The sequence below is a fragment of the Syntrophomonas zehnderi OL-4 genome (assembly GCF_000983115.1).
In the GTDB taxonomy this organism is placed as follows: Bacteria; Bacillota; Syntrophomonadia; order Syntrophomonadales; family Syntrophomonadaceae; genus Syntrophomonas_B; species Syntrophomonas_B zehnderi.
Window position 1 is genome coordinate 1 of record NZ_CGIH01000025.1, and the last position, 24598, is coordinate 24598.

Sequence of the window (24598 nt, forward strand, 5' to 3'; positions counted from 1 at the left end):
GGTATTATATAGATCTATAATTATGCCATAAAATAATTATTATATATCCGATTGTAATAATTATGGCTGTGTCTCAATAGCGGGTCTAATGATTTTTAAATAACTCGGGGTTTGTGAAACAAATCGCGTCGATTTTGGTTGTTTTTTTGTTTAATTAAACTGTCAGTTTTTATGTTGTGTTTCGTATTTATATACACGTATTAATTCCGACTAGTTTCCTAGTTCTGGATTTACTCAATAACTTATAAAGGAGTGTTGCTAATGAAAAACAAGTTGCTTACCGGACTGCTAATAATGTTGTTTGTTGCTGCCCAGATGCCCAAGTCGGCCGTGGCAGCGCCAAGTACGCTGGCACCGGAAAGCCAGGTCGGTTCCGTCTCCGCTGTTAGGGATGAAGCTACCCGTCTGCCCCTCGAGCAAGCGATTCAAAATGTCAAGAAAAATCTAACCATCCCCAGCGGTCTTACGGAATTTTCCTCATCATTTGATAGCTACGGCGACCGCCAGCGCTGGGTTTTACTCTGGACTGCCCCGGATGGAGGAGAAGGTGATTTCAGGGTCGAAGTTGATGCCACAACCGGGGAAATAATCAGCTTGAATCGCTGGACAAGACCGGCAGATCCTTCCTTTAGTAAGACCCCTGCCCTATCGGTGCAAAAAGCCCAACAAATTGGCCAGGAAACCCTTAACCGCCTGTTGCCCGCCAAGAGTCCCAGTTTAAAACTGGTTAGCGATTCCAATCCTTTGGCCTTAGGGACGTATCAAGCCCCTACTTATTCGATGAGATGGAACAGGATTTATAAAGGCATAAATGTAGCCATGGATAACGCCTATATGGAAATTGATATGCAGACCGGCGAAATAGTAAATTACAACTTAAACTGGACCTATACTGACTTAACCGATCCGCAAAACGTTATTAACCAGGATCAGGCTGAAAAATCTTTTGTCAGCCAGGAAATACTAAAACTTCAATATGCCCAACCTATTACGCGTGGGCAGGAATCATCGCCCCAACTTGTCTATGGAATCAGACATCCATCCAATGGAATGCTTGACGCATTCACAGGCCAACCGCTAAATCAAGGTGGTTATAATTATAGCTTAGAAAACCTGATGAAAGATGGTGGAATGGGATCCTCCATAGCCCCCCAGGCCGGAGCAGCCCCAGTGTTAAGCCCGGATGAACAAAAGGAAGTTGATAGGTCGGCGCGGTTTATCAGTCAGACCGAAGCAATTGACATAGTAAAAAAGTGGTTGCCGGCTATAAATGATATGCAGTTAAATTCAGCTTCTTTAGAAAAGGACTGGCGCAATCCCAACAATCGCTACTGGCAATTTGGTTGGGGTAAAGACAGCCCGGAACCAGGTCAAAGCGCATATGTTTGGGCTCAATTGGATGCCGTTAGCGGGGAATTAACTGGATTTAATCTTAATCTTCCCCCGCAAAAACCGGTTAGCAGTAGTGATTTGATCGATCAGAAGACCGCCCAATCATTGGCGGAGTCCTTTATTAAAAAAATAGCACCCCAGCGTTGGTCAGAAATTAAACTAGACAATCTGGATTCTCTGCTTAGACCGATGGATTTGAATCCCCCCACTTGGTCATTTAATTATGTGCGGCTGGTAAATGGCATCCTGGTTCCTAACAATGGCATCGAAATATCTATTGACGCCGGCAGCAAACAGGTTACCACTTACAGATTAAAATGGAGTAAAGAGAATTTTCCGTCTGCACAAGGAGTCCTTGACAGCCAGCGGGCTAACGATCTGTTCTTCCAATCCGCTCCCCTGACCTTAAGTTATGCCAAAATTCCGAATTCCAAAGGATTAAAGGAGATCATGAGGCTGGTATATCTGCCGAAATACAAAGATGGCTTTTACATGTTGGATGCTAAGAGCGGGGCCGCCTTGAATACAGAAGGCAAACCCGTAACTAAAAATCCCCAGGCCCTGGTTTTTAATGATATTAAAGGCCATTTTGGGGAGCAAGAGATTGCCTTGCTGGGGCAAGCGGGTTTATTGGGTGAATATGGAGCAAGCTTCCACCCGAATGAAAATATTAAACTGGCTGATCTTCTAAAGGCTATGTTAACTGTCAAAGAAGGAATTTACAGTACGATGTGGATAAGTGATGAAGAGGTTCTTAAACGCTGCCAGGTTCTGAATTGGATTGAAAAAGATACCCCGGCAGACAGCAACGTAAGCCGCGAACAACTGGCCCAGTTAATGGTTCGTTTTCTAAACATTGATTACCTGACCCAGGTTCAGGATATTTACCGGGTATCCTATCTGGACGCAAATAAAATGTCACCCCAGTTGCAGGCCTATGTAGCCTTATGTTGGGGATTAGGCATAATAAAAGCCGATGGCAAAACATTTAACCCGCAGCATACCATAACCCGGGGTGAAGCCGCGGTAGCTCTGGTAAAAACCCTGTCTATAAAAAACTAACCACAATAGGCACTTAATATAATTTAAGCCCGACCTCTATGTTGAGGCCGGGCTTAAACACGTATGAAAATATTTGTATGATAAGGATGGGTAAGCTAAAACGTCCCGCTACCAGGGCAGATAATCGATTTTATTGCAGATCTGATAATGGGGTTCCCAACGTATGCTAAAACATCCCTTACGGTGATTTGACTTAAAGCTTCCGCTGCCAAGTTATGCGCGCCTATCCTCGCATTAATCAGCACGATGAGGTATCTACCAGACTCAAAAAATGGTGCAGTATGCGGGCGGTCAGCCCCCATATGATTCGATCCTGCCAGATATAGAACTGCTGGGGTATGATCGCATCCCTATAGGGGTAATTCTTACCCCCGGGCACCAGCTCAAAGGGATAATCCTCTGGGAAATCCACCTTTAAAATTATTTTTTGTTCGATAGGCTGCTGCTGCATTAAATAATCAAGGGGCACATAAAACACCTCAGCCACTTCACTGTAGTTTATTTGTATACTTTGAGGATTATGGATTTGCCCTACAAAAGGGTAGATAATGGCTGAAAAAGGACTGACTACTATATCCAGAGGAGCCAGTATGCTTAAATCTTCAGGGGCCAGCCCTAATTCTTCAATGGTTTCGCGTAGGGCGGCCTGGGACGGACTGATATCAGAATCATCAATTCTCCCGCCGGGAAAGCAAATTTCTCCAGGTTGAACCTTAAGATCAGGAGAACGCTTCTCAAAAAGGATACAGGTCTCCCCATCAATTTCCACCAGCGGTAGAAAAACCGCCGAAAGCAACGATTGTTCAAAACCAAGTATGTTTTGATTCCTGTGGCGCAACTTCTGCCAATCTATATTAACCATCTTGATTCTCCTTTAACAAGTACCATGATAGCCGGTTTTAAAGCTTCGGTATTTTTATGTTGCTAACCATCATAATGGCCATTAGCAATAAAAGAGCCAAAATGAGGTGGGCAGGCAAATATGCCGCAAACAATGCCAAAAGTGCCAAGAATGTCCCGGCTAGCGTTATAGGGATACCTAAAAAATAACCGCTTATATCCAATACATTAAAACGTGCCAGTCTATAAGCGCCGCAAACGATATATAGTAATGCCGTGATTAACCCCAGGGAATAAGTGTAGTTGATTAAAACCTGGGCATATATTAATAAAGCTGGAGCTACCCCGAAAGATACCATGTCACATAGAGAATCAAGCTCTTTTCCCAAAGGCGACATAATATCCAACCGCCGGGCAATACGCCCATCCAACCCATCCAAGACAGCGGCAATCAGGATAAATATTGCAGCCAAACCGAATTGCTGATCTAATGTATAAACCAGGGATAACGATCCAAAAACGATGTTGCACAAAGTAACGGCATTAGCTAAACTTTTATTCGGAAAGCTTGGCAAGGATGGTTTCACCCCCTTTTACTCTCTCACCTGCCTGAACCAATACCGTGGTTTCAGGAGGGAGATAAAGTTCGGTACAGGAGCCAAAACGGATAAGTCCAAAACGTTCCCCGGTCTGCAGATCATCCCCGGGTTTTACCCAGCATACTAACCTGCGCGCTACCAAACCTGTAACCTGTACCACCAATACCCTACCCCAGGGAGTTGCCACACCAATATAATTACGCGCATTTTTAGTACCTGCCTCACTTTTATAGGCGGGCAGGAATTGACCGGCCACCCTTTGCACCCATTCTACCTCACCGTTAATCGGTACCCGGTTAATATGAACATTAAGCAAACTTAAGAAAATCCTCACCCGTAAGGCCGACTGGTTAAGATATTGATCTTCATATACCTTTTCTATGTCCATGATTCGACCATCGGCCGGGGATACTACCGTCCCTATGCTATCGGGTATACTGCGTTTAGGGTTTCTAAAGAAAAAAGCACAAAACAAAGCCAGTATAAAAGTAAGCCAGGCACCTGAAAAAGCCCTAAAATAATACATTATACCGGTCACAAGCAGAAATAAGAATACGAATACCCAACCTTCGCGGGCAATAATCTCATTATGATGTTTCACAGTAAATACTCCTATCCAAAACGGTAAGCCGGGCGACTTTGCATATTTCTAAATGGCATAATCTAATTCGTGGCATAATCTAATTCTAACGTAAAACATAGAATAACTATAGTTCTTTTCCTAAGCGTAAGGTTTGCAAGTACTGGATAATTTAAAAAACCGTAAGCCGTTGCATGCATGCTAGGTCTTGATATAAAAAACGTACCCGGAAAACAGATTATTATTCTGCCTTTTACAGGCGGATTTTTTTAACGGCCAGTTTTTTTATGGGATCATAGACAAACATTATCTTAACCTCCTCACTATCAGGCAGAACCTGGTTTGGATCCCAATGAAAATATTCCAGATGCAGGTTCTTTTTAATCTCCCGAGGGCTGGCGGGCAGGTTACCCGGTAAATGTTTCTTAATAAATTCCTTATCCTTGATACAGGCGTAGATCTCTTCCTTAATATGCGCCGGATTGTGACTCCAAAGTCCAGCCGGCAGGACATCGGTACGGTTTTTATTCAAAAAATCAAATTTTAGCAGATCATTGACAACGTCTAAATGGGGGCTATGATACCCCCTTATAAAGTCAATCAAAATACTATAGAGGCGTTCCTTCTTATGAGCAACCGCAAATAGCTGATTCCTTTCCCAGTAAAAAGCCAAACCCTCAAAAAAAGCAAAGGCATCCTCATCATATACATAGTTGATAATATATGCAACACTACGCGACATATCGCCTGAATTATAGTATTTTTCCAGAAGTTCTTCTATTTGTTTTAGTTTTATCATCTGATCATAACTAATGTAGTTATTGGCCAAAATCTGATAGGGCGGTTGTTCCTGGAATACATAACCGTACTGCTGAGCCTCATCCCTTAATCGGGAGCCTTTGAGCAATTTTAAAAATCCCAACTGCAGAACATCCGGATTTAAGGCATATGCATTATTAAAGGATTGGGCGAATTCAGCATAACCTTCATACGGCAGTCCGGCGATCAGATCCAGATGCAGATGTATATTCCCAGATGAATTTAGCTGTTGGACGTTACGGCTGAGCCGTTCCCAGGAGGAGGTTCTTTGCACAGCCTGCAAAGCAGCCGGATAGGTTGATTGGACACCTATCTCAAAATTAAAGCGATCGGCAGGCAAGTTTTTTAAAAACTCCAACATCTGATCCGATATTAAGGCAGCATCCAGTTCAAAGTGAAATTTGCTGATTGCTTCCTGATCAGCCAGAAACTTGATTATCTCCCGGGCGCGATTTTCATTGCAGTTAAAGGTGCGATCAACAAATTTGACCTCCCGCACCTCCTGGGTCAGCAGTATCGTCAAATCTTTTTTGACCCGCTCCAAGGAAAAAAAACGGACTTGCCGTTGGGTTGAAGAAAGGCAGTAAGCACAGTTAAAAGGACATCCGCGCGAACTTTCGTAATAGACGATCTTATCCTTATACTCCCGCAAGTCAGCCGGATATGGAAAAGGAATGTTATCCAAATCTTCTATCAAGGGCTGATCTGGATGGTAGTTAAGCTCGGCGCCCTGACGGCAGGTTATACCCCGGACATTATTGACAGGTTGATTATTATCAAGGGCAATAAGCAGTTCTTTTAGACTGACTTCCCCCTCCCCGCGGACGATAAAATCAATAGCCGGGTTTTCCTTTAAAAGCGCCAGGCTATCATAAGATACTTCTGGACCGCCCAGGATGATAATAGTCTGCGGGGCTACCTTTTTGTAATCGTGACACAGCTCTAAAATGGAGCGGATATTCCATATATAGCAGGAGAAGCAGAGAATATCCGGCTGAAATGAATAAATGGAAGCCATAACATCGGGCAATAACTCATTTATGGTATATTCCTTTAGCTCAATTTTAAGGTCAGCGTCCTGCAGGCAATATGCTTTAAGATAGCGCAAAGCCAGAGAGGTATGAATGTATTTGGCATTTAAGGTACATAATAGGATAGATTTCATTATATATTGTTTCCTCATGAACCGCTATCAGGCTTCACCTACAATGCGGATTTCCGGTTGCAGATCAACGCCAAAACTGGCGCGCACCTCGCTCTGTATTTTGTCAATCAGGTTTATAACATCAGCCGCACTGGCATCACCACGGTTAACGATAAAACCAGCATGTTTCGTTGATACTTCTGCCCCGCCGATACGATAGCCCTTAAGAGACAGTTCTTCGATCATCGGGCCTACGTACATACCGGGCGGTCTTTTAAAGGTACTCCCGGCACTGGGGTATTCCAAGGGTTGTTTTTCACGACGGATTTTGGCAAATTGCTGCATCCTCATCTCAATATCTTCGCGAAAACCTTTATTAAGCTGCATTCTGGCAGATACGATTATAAATCCGTTATCCTGAAATATACTCTTTCGGTAGGCAAAACCTGCTTCTTGAGCAGAAAACCTATGGATTTCCCCAGTCCTGTCTATAGCTTCGACTTCGATGATAACGTCCTGCATCTCCTTTTCATAGGCGCCCGCATTCATTGCCACAGCACCACCCAGACTGCCCGGAATTCCTTCCGCAAATTCCAGACCGCTTAAACTGGCCTCGGCAGCGCAGTGGGCTAGTTGCGACAGTCCGACTCCGGATTGAGCCCAAATCTGTTCTCCTTCCATACGCAGGGCTTGAAAATTCTGCCCCAGCTTCACAACCACACCTCTTATACCCTTATCCCTGACCAGCAAGTTGCTGCCCATACCCAGGACCATAAACGGAATCTGCTGTTGATTACAGTATTTCATGATTATCTTAATTTCTTCAATATGCCGCGGACAAACCAACATATCGGCCGGACCGCCGATTTTGAAAGTAGTATGGTTTTTCATAGGTTCGTCCAGCAAAACAATCTCCTCAGCGAGCAGTCCACGCAGTTCATCGTACATTAAAAAACTCCTTTTTTCGTAATACTATGAAACTCGTATTTTTAATTATACCTTACGGAACATAATTTTATAATCCTGGCGGGGATTATGATATAATATCGAAGTAACAAATATGGGACCGTATGTGGCCTTTAAGGAGTGAAATTATGGATTTTGCTGCAATTAAAGATGAGCTGGCCAAAATTCTGAGTAAAGATAAGTTACTGACCGAAGAACTGGATCTGATGTATTATTCCTATGACAGCTCTTTTTTTACGCAAATGGAGCCCTCGGTTCCCCAAGCGGTAGTATTTCCCACCAGTACCGAGGAAGTTCAAAAAGTGGTACGCTTTGCGTATGAGAATAATATCAACATTATTCCCCGCGGGGCCGGCACCGGTGAAACCGGGGGCTGTATTGCCGTCAACGGCGGAATCGTGTTAGATCTTTCCAAATGGGACGAAATAGTAGAAATTGATGCCCGTAATATGCAGGTTATTGTCCGTCCTGGGGTAATCCATGCACGTTTAAACGAAGAACTCAGCCCATTTAACCTGTTTTTCCCGCCTGATCCGGGCAGCAGCCAGATGTGCACCATTGGCGGCATGGTGGCCAATAATGCCAGTGGGTTAAGGGCGGTCAAATACGGTACTACCGAACAATATGTACTGGGGTTGGAAGTAGTAACACCCACTGGAGATATTATTTACACCGGTGGTATGCAGGCCAGGTGTATTAAAAACGTATCCGGCCTGAATCTGACTAAACTAATGATTGGCTCGGAAGGTGTACTGGGTATCATCACCCAGATCCGTCTGCGCTGTTGGCCTAAACCCAAAGCCCGCGGAATTGCCATGGCTGTTTTCGATCAGCTCGATGATGCCCCGGCTACCGTTCTTGATGTATATAAAGCCGGTATCCTCCCATCCGGGATTGAGATTCTGGACAGTTCCGCGATTAAGGCCGTCAACGAATTTAAACCGGAAATCAACCTGCCCAATTGCGAAGCTATTTTGCTTTTTGAAGTGGATGGCAATCCCCCTAGTGTTGATTATGAAGGTAGACAGATAAAGGAAATTGCCGACCGCAGGGCGCGCTCGGTAGAATGGGCAACCGACCCTCAGCGCATGGCCCAGCTCTGGGAAGGCCGCAGTGTGACTGCCTCAGCAGCCTCCCGGGTGAGGGCCGATGGAACCCGGGTTTTTGCCGGTGAAGACGTCAGTGTACCGCTGTCCAAGGTTGCGGACACCTTACGGGCGATTCGAGCGCTTGGCGAAAAATACGGAATCCAGGTAGTAAATTACGGACATATTGGGGATGGCAATGTCCATACCGCACCGGTCATCAATCCAGAAATCCCCGCAGAAGTAGAAAGGGTTATGAAACTGGTTGATGAGATTCACCACCTGGCGATTGCAATGCAGGGTTCAACCACCGGTGAACATGGAGTAGGTGTGGTGCGCCGCCCTTATGCCAAGCAGGAACACGGGCAGGCCGTGGAATACATGCAAAAAACCAAAGCTGCCTTTGATCCCAAAGGCATCATGAATCCCGGCAAGCTTTTCTAATACGTTTCTAATCTTACCCCATATGTCGCAGCAGGATTTTAGGAAGGAAGATTCATATGGAATTCAAGGAATTGCCCCCTGTAAAAGAGCAAATAATGAAATGTGTGCGCTGTGGCAAATGCCGCAGTGTCTGCCCTACTTTCGCGGAAATAAAAGATGAAACGGCAGCTCCGCGCGGTCATGTATTTATGGTGGGCATGTTAAGGGATGGCAAGGTGGAGCCCACAGAGGATGTATATAAAAGGCTGAGCAATTGTCTTATGTGTGAAACCTGTTCGGTTAATTGTCCTTCCGGAATCGATATCCATGAACTAAATGCGGCTGCCAGGTCTTATATATATGATAAAAATCCGTCTGTGGGGAAGGAATTGGTATTTGATACTATGTGGACCCGGCCGGGGCTTCTTAAAAACTCGGTTCGCTTAATGTGGTTTGCCCAAAAAAGCGGTCTGCAGAAACTAGGCCGAACTATAGGTATCACCAAATTATTACCGGGCGATCTGCCCAAAGCTGAGAAGATTCTGACCGATGTTCCCTATCGAGCGGCCAAAAACCAACTAGGCGAGGTCAATCCGGCCCAGGGTGAGAAAAAATATCGGGTGGGCTATTTTTTAGGTTGCGCCACTAACCTTTTAAACCCGGAGGTTGCCAAAGCTACAGTAGAGGTTCTAACCCATAATGGCTGTGAAGTAATTATTCCCAAAGATATCAAATGCTGTGGATTACCTCATATTGCCAATGGCAAAATGGAAACCGCCCGGCAGTTGGCTGCTCACAATGTGAAGCTTTTTAATAGTTATGATTGTGATTATATAATAAGTGATTGTGCTTCCTGCTCTTCCGCCATCAGCCATAAAAATATTGAGTTTTTGCTGGGAGGATTGAAAATCGAGGATCAGGCATTTGAATTTGCTGATAAAACCATGGATTTAACCAAGTTTCTGATTGAGGTTTTGGACGTAGAACCTCCAGCCAATCCAAAGGCAAAAAAGATCAGGGTTACCTATCATGATCCCTGTCACTTGGCCAATGCCCAGGGGATCAAAGAGGAGCCTCGGGAATTGCTGCGCCGCATACCCGGCGTGGAGCTGATTGAAATGAAGGATGCTAATCGTTGCTGCGGCGGCTCGGGTACGTTCAGCCTGACCCATTATGATATGTCCATGAAAATTTTGGATAAAAAAATGGACAATGCCATGATGACCGGTGCCACCAAACTGGCTACCTGCTGTCCCAGTTGCATGATGCAACTGCGCTTTGGAGCTAACCGTAATAATTGGGATGCAGAAGTCGTCCACCCGGTTGTTCTGCTTGCTGAATGCTATAAAAAGACCCCTGCTTTGAAAGTATAGGTATTCTATATGGTAAAAAAGGGACTTAATAAAAAAATCTTTCGGGAAGTACGCAAAGCCAACTCAAAATATAACATGGTCGTAAGCGGTGATAAAATTGCCGTAGGACTGTCGGGAGGCAAAGACAGTGCTGCTCTGCTTTTTTTTATGTCCATGCTGCAAAAATATACACCCGTGGATTTTGATTTGATTCCCATCTATCTGGATCTGAACCTGGGAGCCGATACTAAAAGCATTGAGAATTATTGCGCTTCCCTGGAGTTGCCCTTGATTATTGAAGAAACTCATATTGCTCAGGTGGTTTTTGAAGCCCGCCAGGAAAAAAACCCCTGTTCGCTATGCTCCACTTTGCGCCGGGGAGCCCTTAACCGTATTGCCAAAAATCAGGGCTGTAATAAAGTAGCCCTAGGGCATCATGCTGATGATGTAGTTGACACTATGCTTATGTCCATGATCTTTGAAGGTCGTTATCATCTCTTTAAACCGGTAACCTACCTGGATCGGATAGATATTACGGTCATACGGCCTCTGATTTATGTAATAGAAAGAGATATTGAAAGCTTTATTGAATCGACTGACTTTAAGGTTGTCAAAAATCCTTGCCCGGTTGATGGATATACTATGCGGGAAGAGATGAAAAAGCTGGTGGCAGATATTGAAAACCGCTTCCCCGGTGCCCGCAAAAGGATTCTGACCAGCATAGAAAATGTAGATCGGGACAGTTTTTGGCAACCCCAGCAATAATAATATAGAACGTTTGTTTTTTAAACCTATTCTATGCTATAATTTAACAAAAACTCGGAGGTAGCATATGACCCGGCTTGATTCTCTAAATGAACGGCAACGCCAAATCCTACAGTTCATCCAGAAAAAAACCAAGACTCAGGGTTATCCCCCTTCGGTTCGGGAAATCGGAGCAGCCGTTGGACTAAAATCCAGTTCCACTGTGCATATGTATTTAGTGCAACTCGAGGAGAAAGGTTATATAAAAAGAGATCCCTCCAAACCCCGAGCAATTATCGTTGTTCAGGACGAACCAGAAGAAACTTTTGAAAATAATGTGCGCCATATCCCGGTACTGGGCAAAGTAGCAGCCGGCGCACCTATCCTGGCTGAAGAAAATATCGACAGTTATATGGCCGTGCCGGTAGATTTATTGGGCAATGGCAATTACTATATCCTCCGTGTTAAGGGAGACAGCATGGTTGATGCCGGTATTTTAGATAATGATTACGTTATTGTGCGGGAACAAAGGGATGCCGCCAATGGAGAAATCGTAGTGGCCTTGTTGGAAGATGAGGCAACTGTGAAAAGGTATTATAAAATGTCCGATCATTACAAGCTACAACCGGAAAACAGCGCCCTGCAGCCAATTATTACCCGCGAGCTGACCATTCTAGGCAAAGTTGCCGGCCTGCTGCGCAGAATATAAGTTAAGGGGATGGGGTTTTCTTAACCCCATCCCCTGGTGTTATTGCGGTTGGCTAGAATTTGGCCAGATACTCATCTATTTCCCAATCATAGACCCGGGAGCTGTAGTTTTCCCACTCCTTCATTTTGGCGGCCACAAAACGGGAGAAGATATGTTTTCCCAAAGCTTCCTGCACTACTTCATCTTCACTCAATTCATGCAGAGCCTCGTATAGGTTTTCCGGCAATGACAGAATACCGTGTTCTTTGCGGGAAGCCAGATCCATTTCGTAAATATTCTGTTCAACCGATGCCGGAGGATCAATTTGCTTTTTGATTCCTTCCAGACCTGCTTTTAAAATAACCGCCAGTCCCAGGTATGGATTGCAGGTGGGATCAGGATGACGCACTTCAATCCTGGTTCCGATACCACGGCGAGCCGGTATCCTGATAAGCGGGCTGCGGTTTTGGTGAGACCAGGCAATGTATACGGGGGCTTCATAGCCGGGAACTAAACGTTTGTAGGAATTAACGGTTGGATTAGTGATGGCGCAAATGGCTCGGGCATGTTTGATTACTCCGCCAATAAAGTAACGACAGGTATCACTTAGTCCGTCCTCCTTATCGGGATCATAGAAGATATTAACACCATCTTTAAATAAGGAACAGTGCATATGCATACCGGATCCGCTAATGCCATAAACCGGTTTGGGCATAAACGTAGCATGCAGGCCATGGCGCTGAGCCACCGTTCGCACAGCAATTCTGAAGGTAACTATATTATCGGCCGTTTTTAAGGCCTCTGCATATTTAAAGTCAATTTCGTGTTGTCCGGGGGCTACTTCGTGATGAGCAGCTTCTATCTCAAAACCCAATGTCTGCAGGGTTTCCACCATATCCCGGCGCGCTTCTTCCCCTTTGTCCACCGGAGGCAGATCAAAATAACCGGCTTTATCATTGGTTTCCAAGGTAGGTAATCCATTGTGATCAAGATTAAACAAGAAAAACTCCGGTTCCGGTCCAACCTGCATCGTATACCCCATGGCTAGGGCTTCTTTTAAAACCTTGCTTAAGGCATAACGGGGGCTTCCCTCAAAAGGCTGGTCGTTAGCATCTGATATATCGCAGATAATACGGGCGGTTTTACCAGAGGAAGTAGGGCTGGTCCAGGGCAGAATCAGGAAGGTATCCGGGTCAGGTTTCAAATACATATCGGATTCCTCGATCCTCACAAAACCTTCAATCGAAGATCCATCGAACATCAGTTCTCCATCCAGGGCTTTTTCCAATTGATCAACGGTAATGGAAATAGCCTTTAGCACACCCATAATATCAGTAAACTGAAGCCTAATAAACTGTATGTTTTCTTCCCGAGCCTTTTGCATAATATATGCCTTATCCATAAAAAACCTCCTGTAGATTAGAGTTTATAGAAAATCCCGAACAAACTGATTTACCTGTATTAAAAGATTACGACTAAAAATGAAATCAGCATGATTATCCCAATCAATAGATTAAACAGCAAACCGGAGAAGATCCCGACTATAGTACCCAGCCCTATCCGCACAGCCGCTACAATATCTTTACCAGCCAGTACCTCCCCCATCACCGCACCGATCCAGGGGCCAACCAGAATACCCAGGGGAGGAAAGATAAATATACCTGCCATCGTTCCGATTAATGCCCCTATAACGCCATTTTTGGTTGATCCGTAGTACTTGGCTCCCAAGGTGGAGGACAGGTATTCAACCGCCAGTGATAAGATGGCCAGTCCACCCATTACGGCCAGATAGGTCGTACCTATGGAGTGAAAACCCTCGTACCATCCATACCCCAAAATAGCAATAAAAATCAGAGGTATACCCGGTATAAAGGGTATAATTGTTCCTGCAATCCCTAACAGGATCCCAATAATGGCCAAAACGACCGCACCAATGTTTATAAGACGAACCTCCTTTTACTGGCGCTTTTCCCTCTTAAAATTATCCACCAGTTGCCAAGCTGTATAACGTCCATGCTCATATGTTAATGCACCCTGGAAATATACTGTGTAAGGCTCCCGCAGCGGAGCGTCACAGGATAGTTCAATCGAGGAGCCCTGAACGAAAGTACCGGCAGCCATAACCACCCGGTCAGCATAGCCAGGCATACCAGCATACTCTAGTTTTACATCACTATCCACCGGCGAAGTACTTTGCACAATCTGGCAAAAACGGATAACCTCGTCAGCGGTATTCATCTGGATTGCTTGGACAATATCCCCGCGTCTGTCATTCCAACGTGGAGAGACTTCGTAACCACATTGTTCGAAAACATACGCCAGCAGGCAGGCGGTTTTTATTGCCTGGAGCACCACATGAGGGGCCAGGAATAATCCCTGATACAGCAAACGGTTATTGGCCAGGCTGGCACCCAGTTCTTTGCCTAACCCGGGGGCTGTGACATGATATGCTACTTCCTCGACCAAATCCTTGCGTCCTAAAACGTATCCGCCTGCAGGTGCCAAACCTCCGCCGGGGTTTTTTATCAAGGAGCCCGCCATTAAATCTGCTCCCAGTTGGGTGGGTTCATGTTGCTCGACAAATTCTCCATAGCAATTATCCACAAAAATAATAATATCTTTATTAACCTGGCGAATGACCTTAATTATCTGTTCAATTTGCTCTACCCGTAGAGGCGGACGCAGACTGTAGCCCCGGGAGCGTTGGATGAGCACCATACGGGTATCGGCTTTTATTCCAGCGCGAATGGCTTCTAGATCAGGTTCTCCGTTGCTGTGCAAAGCAATTTCCCGGTAACGTATGCCGCGCTCTATCAAACTGCCCTTATGTGCTGTTTTAACCCCTATCACGTTAAGCAAGGTATCATACGGACTGCCCACTGCCGAAAGAAGTTCATCACCCGGACGCAAAACCGCCATCAGACAAGCCGATATCGCATGTGTTCCTGATACTATTTGCGAGCGTACCATAGCGTCTTCGGCTCCAAAAATCTGGGCATAAATACTCTCTAGTTCATCGCGGCTTAGGTCTTGGTAACCATAGCCGGTGGTATTAGTAAAATGGCTGTCCCTAACCCGATGATCCTGCAGTGCTTTAAGCACCTTCTGCTGGTTGTTAAAAGCCGTTTCTTCATAGAATTGGAAAATCGTCTGCATTTCCTTTTCAGCCGAACGAATAAAACGTAAAGACTCCAAAAAAAAAAGCACCACTTTCTAAAGGAAATTCGTTATTTCCCTAGTCTATCATATTATAATCATCATGCAAGCAGGTTTGCCAGGTATACAATAAACAGGCGAGGGAGTATATTGTCTTTCCTGCGCAGATCTTAGATTGGCTGCATAGTGGCGGAAATGTCCAGGGGGCGCCCGAAATACATGGAGGTTGTTACGATGCCGTCAACGCCCGTTGCGGCATATTCGACAACATTGGTCTCCTTTATTCCCCCAGCTGCGATCAAAAGCAGCTTAGGATAAGCGGTTTTAATTTCCTCGATTATAATCTTAAGATTATCCGCAGACAGCTTGTCAAATTGCAGGCCATCTACTCCGGCCGCTGCCATTAGCAGGGCATCATCCAGGTTCTGAACCTCAACGATTATTTTTTTCTCGCAGGCCTGTTTTTTAAGCCCGGGAATTTTAAAACTCAGTTCCTGCATTCCGCCCAGGAAATTGATGTGTTGAGGAAATATCAATACGGTTTCCGATAATCCCAGCCGATGAGGAAAACCTCCTCCTGCTATTACGGATTTGATAGCTAGTTCTCGGGTTCCGGGAAACATTTTTCGGGTGGAAAGGATATTAATGTCGGGATTAACATTGCGGGCTTTATCCAGTAAGGTGCGGGTGCGGCTTGCAATCCCGCTGCAGTATTCCAAAATGTTAAGGCAGACTTTCCAGGCATAATGCAGACTGGAAGCCTTTCCGGTAGCCTCCAGAAAAGGCTGGCCCGGCTCCACCATGGTTCCACTAGGTATAAGCAAGTCTGTCTGGGCTCCCAGCTTAGAAAAGATGCGGTCTGCTTCCTCACAGCCACAGATCACTCCTTTTTCCCTGGTCGCAAAAGATATCTTACCGAGTGTTTGCCCAATATCAAGCAAAACGGTGGTCAAATCTAGATATGGCACATCTTCATGAATAAAGCGTTCCAGGCTCTCATCGCTAATATACATGGCTTTACCTCCTTTTTTTGCATAATGGCAGGATTCATACCAGCAAATAAGATCAGCGGCAAGTGATCCACCATTATGTCCCGTTCCTTCATTTGTGGGCCCAACTAGCCGGCAGTTGGACTATTTAACTGTTTAGTCCGGTTCACAGAACGTTTCAGTGGTCTTATAATTATAAATTCCAAGCTGATAAGTATTGTGAGCAGTACCAATACCCAGGCAAACAGCTGGTCGGTCTCCAGATAAGCACGGGTGATTGCCACCCTTTGCCCCATTCCTTCACGCGCCCCCAGCATCTCCGCCATAATCGTCAGACGGATTGACGAAGCCATGGCCAGCGAAAAACCGGCAATCAAACCATGTTTCATACCAGGAAGATAAATCTTTTTAACTTTTTGCAGCAGCGGCAAACGATAGACCTGTGCCATCTCCAGTAAAGCACGATCAATAGTTTTAATCCCTTCCATGGTATTTATATGCATTATCGGAAATACCAGCAAGGCCACTAAAAACACCGTCATTTTATCACCCATCCCCAACCAAACCATGGCCATGGTCACAAAGATAATTGCCGGTACCGCCAGTAAAAAGCTAATTAACGGCTGCATCAGCCATTCCAGACGCTGAAAACATCCGGCCAGAAAACCGCTTAAAAACCCGCACATGATACCCAGACTCAACCCGCAGATCTGGCGGCGAAAAGTAATCAACAGGTTTTCGCCTAATTCGCCGGTTTTTATAAGCAACCCAATAGCCCGCAGGGTGTCTGCCGGTGATGGAACCAACACCGCGCCATAGACCATGGACAGAAACTGCCAGCCCAGCACCAGCAAACCTACCCCGCAGAAATAATAAACCTTACTTGAACTGATAGTAGAATTTGGCATCAGGCAATTTGCCTCCAAAGGCTTGCAAGCCGGCAGTTTGACTCAATTCCTTAAAGAAAGCCTCTATTTCTGCCTGACAATCAGCACCATGTTCAGGTTTTAGGCGGGCATATTTCATGGATTCGCTGACTGCCTGCGCCTTCATCGTGGGAACATGTTTTTCCACGATAGGACTAATCTCCTGACTGTTTTTGTTTACGTAATCAGCAGTTTCGATGTAGATCTTTTCAAAACCGCCTGCCTGTGCCGGGGTTAAACCGGTATCATTTATTACGATTATTCCGGCCATTGGCATGCGCGCCTGCTCTTGTCCCGGAAGTTTGTTCCATTCCTTGGTCAGATCCAAAACCCGAAACAACTCCCGTCCGTTTTTCTTAGTATTTAAAGCCGCGATGCTGGATTGCGGCTCATTTAAAACCGCATATTTTAACTGGCCATCTGCCAAGCGCGCAGATGCTTCAGGCATATCCAGATAGGTCAGGGTTAAATCAGTATCAGGATTTATGTTGTTTTTAATAAGCAAATGTCTGAATATCAGATCTTGAATACCGCCTCTGCCGGTTAGGGCAACTTCCTTGCCTTTTAGATCGGACAGGTTTTTTATACTGTCATCGGTACTCATAACGTATAGCATTCCCCAAACAGTAACGGAAAGTAGTTGCACTCCCAGACCCTTGTTGTAACAAAGCAAGGCATTGCTCATCGGAGTGCTGCAAAGCTGCACTTCTTTGGCAGTAATCATGGCGGTTAATTGCTCGCCGTTTTGCCAGGGTTTGAGCACAATCTGGCTGTTTTTTTCGGCCATTTGCGCTAAAGGATATGTAACTGGGCCAGGAGCACTCCCGATAGTAAGTTTAAGATCTTCGAGTTTGACTGTATCTTCGGACTGTTTGGCAGGAAGGGCATTGTTTGCTGATTCTATATCAGTTTTCTGTCCGCAACCTGACAAGGCTACAATTAATACGAGACACAACAATACAGTAATACGTTTATTATTGATCTTCATTTCTAATTCCCCCGACTTTTTAAAATTATAAAACCGCGCAAGCTTTATTCAGATTAAGCATATCCACCAAACCTGCTTCAGTTTTGCGGATAAAGGCCGGATCACGTCTTTGCTCGGGGGCAGTTACGATATCCTGCACGATCCGGCAAGGCCGCCCTGCCATCACCACTATTCGGTCGCTTATCTTTATCACCTCCTTTATATCATGGGTGACCATGACCGTAGTACAGGCATGCCATTGCCCCAATGAAAACAACAGATCCAGCATATCTGTTTTCAAGTTTTCGTCCAATCCTGTAAAAGGCTCGTCCAACAACAACAGATCAGGTTGAATTGCAAAAGCACGCCCCAATGAAACCCGTTGCTTCATTCCTCCGCTTAATTGTCCGGGGTAGTACCCGCCAAATCCAGATAAACCCAGCAGCGGCAGCAGATTTGATACACATTGGTTGCGTTGTCTGGAATTTAAACCCAGATTAAAAAGGCCCACCTTAAGATTCTGCTCCACGGTCAGCCACGGAAGCAGGCGCGGCTCTTGAAAGACGTATGCCAATCTTTTGTAATCAGCTTTGATACTGCCTGCTTGAGGTTTATTAATACCGGCCAGGATATTTAAAACACTGGTTTTACCAACTCCGGACGGCCCAAAAAGACAAATGAACTGTCGTTCTTCGCAGCAAAGGTTAAATTGATCCAGCACGGTTAAATCTCCGTATCTTAATACAACGTTCTCCATGTGAAACAAGTTAAAATTCCCTCCCCTGACGGCAAAACAGAACCATTTATGATAATCGCCGCGTGTTACTGATTAAGGTACTTCGTATCCACACGGAAACTAAAGCCCTCCGCAGCGATAATTTGTATGCAAGGATTCTTTCGGCGCTTTAAGCAAAAGCCTTGCCCCCGACCGGTTTTTTTATGTGGCTAGGCTAATTTGAAGTGTATTATGAAAATATTAATTAGGGTCTAACTTATCTGTCTGTTTAGTCTGTACCAGGGCTTTTAATGCCATCCGGAAATCATCCCATCCGTTCCAAAGTAAACGATAATTGTTTTCGCTAAGCAGCTGAGGTACAGGTACCTCGGACGCTACTGGCACAAACGTCTGCATGGCCAGATATTCCTGCACTCGCCGGGACATTAAATAATCCCCTATTTCCAGCAAGCAATCATCTGCTTTTTTGCTCCAAATCATCATCATAGGCATGCAGATCATGCCATCCTGAGGCCAAAGCATGCGGATATTTTTACCGCGCGTAAGGCGGGCGAAAGATATATTGGTAATTCCTAGCGGATATTGGCCCGCGTCTACTGCATTAATAACGTTCAGCGGTACTCCCAAATAAACCGAATTATTAAGAAACGTATCAAATTTATCCGGATAGTTGGCTCGCAAATAAGCGCGGATAACTTGAGGTGCCATATGATTGGGATCCGGCATACAGATTCCCCCCTGCCAGCGGGGATTCAGCAAATCTGTCCAACTCGCGGGAAGCTCGGACTCCGAAATTAGATCGGGATTATAAAGTACTGCGAACGGGACAATCGCAAAGGGATGAAAATAACCCTCCGGATCCTCAAACCCTAATTCGGACAATTCAGGTCGGATGGGAAAACGACCCGGCAGAGGGCGAAAATAGTCTTTTAAATAATTGTCGGGCAACCTTAAAAAGGAATCTATATGACCGATGACCATATCCGGCAGGCTGGCTTCCTCTGCTTCCAGGGCTAATGAGTTATCCCCTTTTGCGGGTTTTACTGTCTGGCAGCGAAACTCATTATCAACCGTGATATTAATTCCATGTGTTTCTTCAATCCGGGGTACGAATTCTTTGAGCATTTCCGCCAAAGCACGACTGATATTTAAAGGGAGGTGTACCGATACTCTTGCCATAAAATCCGCCGCTCCTTTTCCTCAACATCTGCTTTTATGCCATCCTCTGCGCCTAGATTTTCACCTTGGCGAAGGCGTTCTCGCAGGCTGGCTACCTGCTCTTCCAGTCCAATCAGATCTTTAAGCACTCTTTTCTCCAGCTCGGTTGTCTGGCAGATTTTATCCATTCCTCCGTTTTTCATGACCACCCTTTGTTTAGACATTAACATCAAAGTGGGATCATGTGAGACCACCAGCACAATCTTACCCTGCCCGGTCAGAATTTTCAGGGCTTGAAGACGGTCAATCCCGGCATTTTCAATTTCATCGATTAACACTACCGGGGCATTGCTGATAATTGCAACGTCTGCTACCATCAATGCCCTTGACTGTCCACCGCTTAACTGTGCCAGATTGGTCGTTAAGGTCACCGGTTCACCGGATAACAGGTTGGTTACATACAGCAATTCCGGTAAGATTTGTTCTGGATTGGAGATTCCTCGAACCCGGGCATGCATGAGCAGAAAATCCTTGATGGACAAATCGATAACAAAATTCATGTTTTGGGAAACCTGGGCAACCAAACGGCTTAAAGATTTTTTTCCCGGCTTGTCCACCGGCTGGCCGTTTATAAGGATCTTTCGGCCGGTCAAAGTTTCTTCCTCGGCATATTGTTCAATATCCGATATTAATTGAGTTTTACCTGAACCGGTGGGGCCAACTACAGCTAGAACCTCACCGGAGCAAACCTTTAGCTCGGATATCTTTTCCTGGTTACCGTTCTTGTCAAAACCACCCAGAATAGTAATATGTTTAATCACTTTTTACTCTCCCAAAATCTACTTTTTTAATAAAGCCCATTTGATAGCTTTGACCGATGATAGTTTCCCCGGCACAATAGGAACATATGGCGGCTGGCATTGGACTTCTTAATACTTTGCCGGTAATGCCTGCTAACGGCTCGCTGGCAAGGATCTCATTCTTTAACGCCAAGGCACCTTGTCCGGTCAGTCCATTAAAATCCAGGATGCTGGCTTCAGGGTTAACCATTTCCACTTTATAGCGAAATACTTCCCTTTCGGCCTGAGAGACGATATCACCTTTGGTTATTACTACAATATCTGACGAACTTAACATGGGACCTATTTTCTGCGGGGTATCAACCCCAATTAAATTATCAATAACACAGATCGAAAGGCAATCAAAAACAGCCGGGGCGCAACGATGGCAGAGCCCGGCCGTTTCCAGTATTAACACATCAGCCTTTTGCTCCCTGGCCCAGGCTTCAATCTCTTCCAGATTAGAAACATAAAAGTGGTCTGGGCAAATATAATCGCTCAGACCAACCGCTACCGGAATGCCTAAGCTAAGGTAACGCTCATCATCTGAAGTTTGCAAACAGTCGATTTTACATACGGCTACTTGCAGATTATTTTTTAATAAATGACGAATGGTATGTACCATAACTGAAGTCTTGCCCGATGATGGCGTACCAGCGACGACCACAAAACGCATTTTAGTGACACACACTTTCCTTTTACATCATTGATTTTTTGATTTATTCTTACAATGTTTTTTAAAATGTTAGCACATTACTTTATCTTATGTTATATATAGGAGTATTGCGAAATTCGCAAATTTAGAATTAACATAACCCAACAAATCCATTGATGGATCATGTCTTTATGGTCAGCTCTAGCCTCTAAACGATGGCTCAGCTAATGCGGCAGGTCAGTTTCCTCAATGGTCATTAGATCCCGGCGGCTTAAGTATTCCCTGTCTACAATGCGCAAGGCCTGCAGGCGGATCGATTTTTCCACCAGATTGCGCACATATCGGGCATTGCCGCTGTGGGGGTGTTGTTGTTTTACAAAATTATCCAGAATACATTTTAGTCTCCAGCGGCATTTATTGCTCAATTCGTAATCCCGCTCAGTATACATTTGTACAGCTATACTAAACAGTTCATCGCAACTATAATCAGGAAAATTAATCTGAATTGGAAAACGGGAACGCAAGCCCGGATTGGATTGCATAAAAAAGTCCATTTCCAGGCAATATCCGGCCAAAATTACGATAAGGTTATCCCGCTCATCTTCCATAGCTTTAACCAGGGTAGCAATAGATTCTTTCCCAAAATCCTTTTCCCCGCCTTGCGCCAAGGTATAGGCTTCATCAATAAATAAAATCCCTCCCTGGGCCTTTTTAAGTATATCTTTGGTTTTTTGCGCCGTATGTCCTATATATTCACCTACCAGATCGGCTCTTTCAGCTTCCAGCAGATGTCCCTTGCTTAATATCCCAGTTTCTTTGAAAATTTTCCCCAGTATGCGGGCTACACTGGTTTTACCGGTTCCGGGATTGCCCCGAAAAACCATGTGCAAAGCTGCGGGAGAGGCTTTGAGCATTTGCTGCTGCCGTTTGCCTTGTATTAATGAAAAGGCTGTTATTTCAGCTATGGTTCTTTTTACCTGTTTAAGCCCGATTAGATTTTCCAGTTCTATAAAGGCATCGGAACTGCAAAAGGTGAAATCATTAAGGTTGTTATTTGCTGGACTTAACTGGTTATAATGACCGGGACTGGCATACTTCAGGGAAATTGCCATTAAATCACCACTCTCACGGAAATCTAAATTAGTATATGCCAAACAAACAAAAGTGGTGACATTTTGGCAATCTACGGAATAGTCAATAAAAATGCAGGTATCCCGATAAAGTCAGACGGTATACCTGCATTAATAGTTATATAATTGCTGCACTTAATGTATGAACACTACTCTTCATCCAGTTTTGGGTCAAGATTAATGACATTAATCGGTTTAACCGGGCTAACCGTAGAAATAGCATGTTTGTATACTAATTGCTGGCGGTTATCCAGTTCAACGATTACAGTAAAATTATCAAATCCTCTGACCAGGCCTTTTATTTGAAAGCCGTTAACCAGGAAGACGGTTACCAGGGTTTTATCTTTACGAACCTGGTTTAAGAATGCATCCTGTAGATTAAGCTGGTTTTTATTTGTCAAGTTGTGTTACCTCCAATCAAAAATAGTGCTTCTATCCATATCTACTAATATTCTATATCGTCTGCTTTTGTCCTCCCCAAATAGAAACAACTTTATTTACCAAGCTTTCAAATTTTTCTTCAGCATTAACCCAAATGATACGTTTGTCCTTATTAAACCATGTATACTGTCTTTTTGCAAAATGACGTGTTTCCCGTTTCATTTCCTTTAGCATTCCATCTTCTGTCAACAGGCCTTCCAAATAATAGTTCACCTGTTTGTAACCTAAAGAATTCATGCTGTTCAGGGATAGATCATAACCCTTCTCCCTAAGCCCGATCACTTCATCAATCAGTCCGCCGGATATCATTTGCTCAACGCGCCGGTTGATGCGTTCATAGAGACTGGCGCGCTCCAAGTATAGACCTACTACACTCAATTCATAGGCCGCCTGATTTTTAACCTGCAGATCAGAAAATGGCTCCCCCGTCAATTCCCACACTTCCAAGGCTCGTATAAGGCGTTTTTTATCATTTTGACCTACCTTGAGGGCATAATCTCTATCAATTGCCTTTACCTGCTCATAAATAAAGTACAGACCTTTTTCCTGGCAAATGCTTTCCCATTTTTGGCGCACTTGATACTGCGACTCCATTGGAAAAAACGTATAGTCATCAACTACGGCCTGATAATAAAGTCCGGTTCCACCCACCAGCAGGGGATTTTTTCCCAGCTGGTTAAGTCTGGTTATCTCTTGTTTAGCTAGTTTTTGATAATCTGCCACCGTAAAAGGCTGGTCAGGATCCAGCAAGTCAATCAGATGATGCTTGACTCGGGCTCTTTCCTCGGGAGTAGCTTTGGCAGTACCAATATCCATCCCCTTATAGACCTGCATGGAATCACAGGAAATAATCTCGGCATTAAGCTTTTGAGCCACCGCAATCGATAAGGCAGTTTTACCTACTGCGGTCGGGCCTACTATAGCCATTAATCGCAAAACAATCAACACCTAATCATTTGTTTATAATCTAAGCTTTTGCTTATTGGAGATTTATAACCCCGTAAGCAAGGCGATTGTGTCTGCCGCCAACGATTTTCGTAAAACCTAACCTCTCCAACTCCTGTCCGGTTGACAGATCTTTCATTACTACTCTTTTTCTGGCTACCCGACATGCCTCTTTAATGGTATCAACCTCCAAAGGAGAGTGATCAGCCAGTTTTCGCAAAGGGGAAATAGCCTGGCTGCTTAATATGGGTTTCTGAAACATCGGATCAAAATATACCAGATCATAGGCACCGTCTGCCAAGTTTGACAAATAAAGCTTGTGATCCTGATTTTCCACCTTAATCCGTTTAATTGCCTCATCTAACCAGGGCATACGACTCTGATAGAGTTTCATTCCCCAGGAGATAACCCAGGCTACTGCCATCTGACGCTCCAGCCCGGTTATGCAACCGGTTTGAGAAAAATAGGAGGCCACGATGGAATCAGCCCCCAGTCCCAGTGTACAATCCAAAAAACTGTCCCCTTTTTCCAGCTGACAGGCTTGTATCAACAGATCAGATCTGTTCTCATTGCGATAAAAAGCTATACGGTTCTTTGCCATGCTGGGATGGAAAAAAAACTTCTTATCCTCCACATAAAGCACCGGTCCTTGTTTTTCCCATACAATCACTCCATCGGCCTGATTTTCCGCGGTCAGTGCCTCTAGGCTTTTGCGGCCGCGGGGGACAAATTCAAAACCGCTGTCCTTTAGGAAGGCAGCCAGCAAGGGCGGGCAGTTTTTTTCTGTTTGGGTTGTAGTTACAATAAAATTCATGGTTCCTGCCTTTTGTTGAAGTATACGCGTATAACGCGGCAACCTTAACCACACCCGACACTCAGCAGGTGCAAGTTGCCACTAACCCGGCTCAAGGTCGGGCTAAGTATCGCGGAGCGCTGGAGATAGACAATTAGTCTAAGACGTA

At 44.8% G+C, this 24598-nt stretch carries 24 protein-coding genes; 5 read left to right on the top strand and 19 right to left on the bottom strand.

Annotated features, from left to right (window positions below; genetic code table 11):
• The first annotated feature begins 261 nt into the window (after window positions 1–261).
• A complete protein-coding gene (locus AAV90_RS05955; RefSeq protein WP_046496627.1) occupies window positions 262–2454 on the top strand; it encodes a PepSY domain-containing protein in 2193 nt (730 codons plus the stop codon).
• Between the two features lie 238 nt (window positions 2455–2692).
• Here AAV90_RS05955 and AAV90_RS05960 read toward each other — a convergent pair whose 3' ends face one another.
• From AAV90_RS05960 to murB, 5 genes are all read right to left on the bottom strand, one after another.
• Complete coding sequence (locus AAV90_RS05960) at window positions 2693–3316, bottom strand: NUDIX hydrolase (protein ID WP_046496630.1); 624 nt, start codon at window positions 3314–3316, stop codon at window positions 2693–2695.
• A 37-nt stretch (window positions 3317–3353) separates the two neighbouring features.
• On the bottom strand, window positions 3354–3869 hold the full coding sequence (gene pssA, locus AAV90_RS05965) for a CDP-diacylglycerol--serine O-phosphatidyltransferase (RefSeq protein ID WP_046496632.1): 516 nt from the start codon (window positions 3867–3869) through the stop codon (window positions 3354–3356).
• Window positions 3850–4494 (bottom strand): phosphatidylserine decarboxylase family protein, encoded by a 645-nt coding sequence (locus tag AAV90_RS05970; protein WP_046496634.1) that lies wholly within the window; start codon window positions 4492–4494, stop codon window positions 3850–3852. Before AAV90_RS05970 ends, pssA begins: the two co-directional genes overlap by 20 nt.
• 232 nt (window positions 4495–4726) lie before the next feature.
• Window positions 4727–6457, bottom strand: coding sequence for a B12-binding domain-containing radical SAM protein (locus AAV90_RS05975; protein ID WP_046496635.1), 1731 nt, complete (start codon window positions 6455–6457; stop codon window positions 4727–4729).
• Window positions 6458–6484: 27 nt separating this feature from the next.
• Window positions 6485–7384, bottom strand: coding sequence for a UDP-N-acetylmuramate dehydrogenase (murB, locus tag AAV90_RS05980; protein WP_046496637.1), 900 nt, complete (start codon window positions 7382–7384; stop codon window positions 6485–6487).
• Between the two features lie 146 nt (window positions 7385–7530).
• Here murB and AAV90_RS05985 point away from each other — a divergent pair, with 146 nt between their 5' ends.
• The 4 genes from AAV90_RS05985 to lexA all read left to right on the top strand — a co-directional run bounded on the left by AAV90_RS05985 (window position 7531) and on the right by lexA (window position 11715).
• Complete coding sequence (locus tag AAV90_RS05985) at window positions 7531–8931, top strand: FAD-binding oxidoreductase (RefSeq protein ID WP_046496640.1); 1401 nt, start codon at window positions 7531–7533, stop codon at window positions 8929–8931.
• A 56-nt stretch (window positions 8932–8987) separates the two neighbouring features.
• A complete protein-coding gene (locus tag AAV90_RS05990; protein ID WP_046496641.1) occupies window positions 8988–10283 on the top strand; it encodes a (Fe-S)-binding protein in 1296 nt (431 codons plus the stop codon).
• Window positions 10284–10292: 9 nt separating this feature from the next.
• Window positions 10293–11027: a tRNA 2-thiocytidine biosynthesis TtcA family protein gene (locus AAV90_RS05995; RefSeq protein WP_046496644.1), complete on the top strand. Its 735-nt coding sequence runs from the start codon at window positions 10293–10295 to the stop codon at window positions 11025–11027.
• 67 nt (window positions 11028–11094) lie between these two features.
• Complete coding sequence (gene lexA / locus AAV90_RS06000; RefSeq protein ID WP_046496645.1) at window positions 11095–11715, top strand: transcriptional repressor LexA; 621 nt, start codon at window positions 11095–11097, stop codon at window positions 11713–11715.
• Between the two features lie 52 nt (window positions 11716–11767).
• Here the strand turns inward: lexA and glnA are convergent, their stop codons facing one another.
• The 14 genes from glnA to AAV90_RS06070 all read right to left on the bottom strand — a co-directional run bounded on the left by glnA (window position 11768) and on the right by AAV90_RS06070 (window position 24450).
• The gene (glnA, locus tag AAV90_RS06005; protein WP_046496647.1) at window positions 11768–13096 is read right to left on the bottom strand and encodes a type I glutamate--ammonia ligase; all 1329 of its coding nucleotides are present in this window, start codon (window positions 13094–13096) and stop codon (window positions 11768–11770) included.
• 59 nt (window positions 13097–13155) lie between these two features.
• Entirely contained in the window at window positions 13156–13614 is a 459-nt protein-coding gene (locus AAV90_RS06010; protein WP_242847497.1) for a DUF456 domain-containing protein, read from the bottom strand.
• 36 nt (window positions 13615–13650) lie between these two features.
• The gene (locus AAV90_RS06015; protein WP_076982614.1) at window positions 13651–14889 is read right to left on the bottom strand and encodes a methionine gamma-lyase family protein; all 1239 of its coding nucleotides are present in this window, start codon (window positions 14887–14889) and stop codon (window positions 13651–13653) included.
• A 131-nt stretch (window positions 14890–15020) separates the two neighbouring features.
• Window positions 15021–15863 (bottom strand): ModD protein, encoded by an 843-nt coding sequence (modD, locus tag AAV90_RS06020; RefSeq protein WP_046496650.1) that lies wholly within the window; start codon window positions 15861–15863, stop codon window positions 15021–15023.
• A gap of 104 nt (window positions 15864–15967) precedes the next feature.
• Complete coding sequence (locus AAV90_RS06025; protein ID WP_046496652.1) at window positions 15968–16747, bottom strand: ABC transporter permease; 780 nt, start codon at window positions 16745–16747, stop codon at window positions 15968–15970.
• A complete protein-coding gene (locus tag AAV90_RS06030; protein WP_046496654.1) occupies window positions 16719–17753 on the bottom strand; it encodes an ABC transporter substrate-binding protein in 1035 nt (344 codons plus the stop codon). Before AAV90_RS06030 ends, AAV90_RS06025 begins: the two co-directional genes overlap by 29 nt.
• Window positions 17754–17778: 25 nt before the next feature.
• A complete protein-coding gene (locus tag AAV90_RS06035; protein ID WP_046496720.1) occupies window positions 17779–18489 on the bottom strand; it encodes an ABC transporter ATP-binding protein in 711 nt (236 codons plus the stop codon).
• Window positions 18490–18708: 219 nt separating this feature from the next.
• Complete coding sequence (locus AAV90_RS06040; protein ID WP_046496656.1) at window positions 18709–19647, bottom strand: ABC transporter substrate-binding protein; 939 nt, start codon at window positions 19645–19647, stop codon at window positions 18709–18711.
• Window positions 19617–20447: an ATP-binding cassette domain-containing protein gene (locus AAV90_RS06045; protein WP_046496658.1), complete on the bottom strand. Its 831-nt coding sequence runs from the start codon at window positions 20445–20447 to the stop codon at window positions 19617–19619. The genes AAV90_RS06040 and AAV90_RS06045 overlap by 31 nt, the downstream gene beginning before the upstream one ends.
• Window positions 20440–21141 carry a GTP-binding protein gene (locus tag AAV90_RS06050; protein WP_046496659.1) on the bottom strand — a complete coding sequence of 234 codons (702 nt, stop codon included), beginning with the start codon at window positions 21139–21141 and terminating at the stop codon, window positions 20440–20442. Before AAV90_RS06050 ends, AAV90_RS06045 begins: the two co-directional genes overlap by 8 nt.
• A 203-nt stretch (window positions 21142–21344) precedes the next feature.
• A complete protein-coding gene (locus AAV90_RS06055; protein WP_046496661.1) occupies window positions 21345–22232 on the bottom strand; it encodes an AAA family ATPase in 888 nt (295 codons plus the stop codon).
• Window positions 22233–22399: 167 nt separating this feature from the next.
• The gene (gene hfq / locus AAV90_RS06060; RefSeq protein WP_046496663.1) at window positions 22400–22651 is read right to left on the bottom strand and encodes an RNA chaperone Hfq; all 252 of its coding nucleotides are present in this window, start codon (window positions 22649–22651) and stop codon (window positions 22400–22402) included.
• 52 nt (window positions 22652–22703) lie between these two features.
• A complete protein-coding gene (gene miaA, locus AAV90_RS06065; protein ID WP_046496723.1) occupies window positions 22704–23618 on the bottom strand; it encodes a tRNA (adenosine(37)-N6)-dimethylallyltransferase MiaA in 915 nt (304 codons plus the stop codon).
• Window positions 23619–23670: 52 nt separating this feature from the next.
• Entirely contained in the window at window positions 23671–24450 is a 780-nt protein-coding gene (locus AAV90_RS06070) for a class I SAM-dependent methyltransferase (protein WP_052729632.1), read from the bottom strand.
• Window positions 24451–24598 lie beyond the last annotated feature (148 nt).

Excerpts from the sequence above, each read along its gene's own strand:
- glnA (WP_046496647.1), bottom strand. The coding sequence starts at position 13,096 with ATGGATAAGGCATATATTATGCAAAAGGCTCGGGAAGAAAACATACAG.
- AAV90_RS06025 (WP_046496652.1), bottom strand. The coding sequence starts at position 16,747 with ATGCCAAATTCTACTATCAGTTCAAGTAAGGTTTATTATTTCTGCGGG.
- AAV90_RS05975 (WP_046496635.1), bottom strand. The coding sequence starts at position 6,457 with ATGAAATCTATCCTATTATGTACCTTAAATGCCAAATACATTCATACC.
- AAV90_RS06070 (WP_052729632.1), bottom strand. The coding sequence starts at position 24,450 with ATGAATTTTATTGTAACTACAACCCAAACAGAAAAAAACTGCCCGCCC.
- AAV90_RS06050 (WP_046496659.1), bottom strand. The coding sequence starts at position 21,141 with ATGCGTTTTGTGGTCGTCGCTGGTACGCCATCATCGGGCAAGACTTCA.
- AAV90_RS06040 (WP_046496656.1), bottom strand. The coding sequence starts at position 19,647 with ATGGCAAGAGTATCGGTACACCTCCCTTTAAATATCAGTCGTGCTTTG.
- murB (WP_046496637.1), bottom strand. The coding sequence starts at position 7,384 with ATGTACGATGAACTGCGTGGACTGCTCGCTGAGGAGATTGTTTTGCTG.
- AAV90_RS05960 (WP_046496630.1), bottom strand. The coding sequence starts at position 3,316 with ATGGTTAATATAGATTGGCAGAAGTTGCGCCACAGGAATCAAAACATA.
- AAV90_RS05995 (WP_046496644.1), top strand. The coding sequence starts at position 10,293 with ATGGTAAAAAAGGGACTTAATAAAAAAATCTTTCGGGAAGTACGCAAA.
- lexA (WP_046496645.1), top strand. The coding sequence starts at position 11,095 with ATGACCCGGCTTGATTCTCTAAATGAACGGCAACGCCAAATCCTACAG.
- AAV90_RS06030 (WP_046496654.1), bottom strand. The coding sequence starts at position 17,753 with ATGAAGATCAATAATAAACGTATTACTGTATTGTTGTGTCTCGTATTA.
- AAV90_RS06055 (WP_046496661.1), bottom strand. The coding sequence starts at position 22,232 with ATGGCAATTTCCCTGAAGTATGCCAGTCCCGGTCATTATAACCAGTTA.
- miaA (WP_046496723.1), bottom strand. The coding sequence starts at position 23,618 with ATGGCTATAGTAGGCCCGACCGCAGTAGGTAAAACTGCCTTATCGATT.
- modD (WP_046496650.1), bottom strand. The coding sequence starts at position 15,863 with ATGTATATTAGCGATGAGAGCCTGGAACGCTTTATTCATGAAGATGTG.
- AAV90_RS05985 (WP_046496640.1), top strand. The coding sequence starts at position 7,531 with ATGGATTTTGCTGCAATTAAAGATGAGCTGGCCAAAATTCTGAGTAAA.
- AAV90_RS05955 (WP_046496627.1), top strand. The coding sequence starts at position 262 with ATGAAAAACAAGTTGCTTACCGGACTGCTAATAATGTTGTTTGTTGCT.
- AAV90_RS05990 (WP_046496641.1), top strand. The coding sequence starts at position 8,988 with ATGGAATTCAAGGAATTGCCCCCTGTAAAAGAGCAAATAATGAAATGT.
- AAV90_RS06035 (WP_046496720.1), bottom strand. The coding sequence starts at position 18,489 with ATGGAGAACGTTGTATTAAGATACGGAGATTTAACCGTGCTGGATCAA.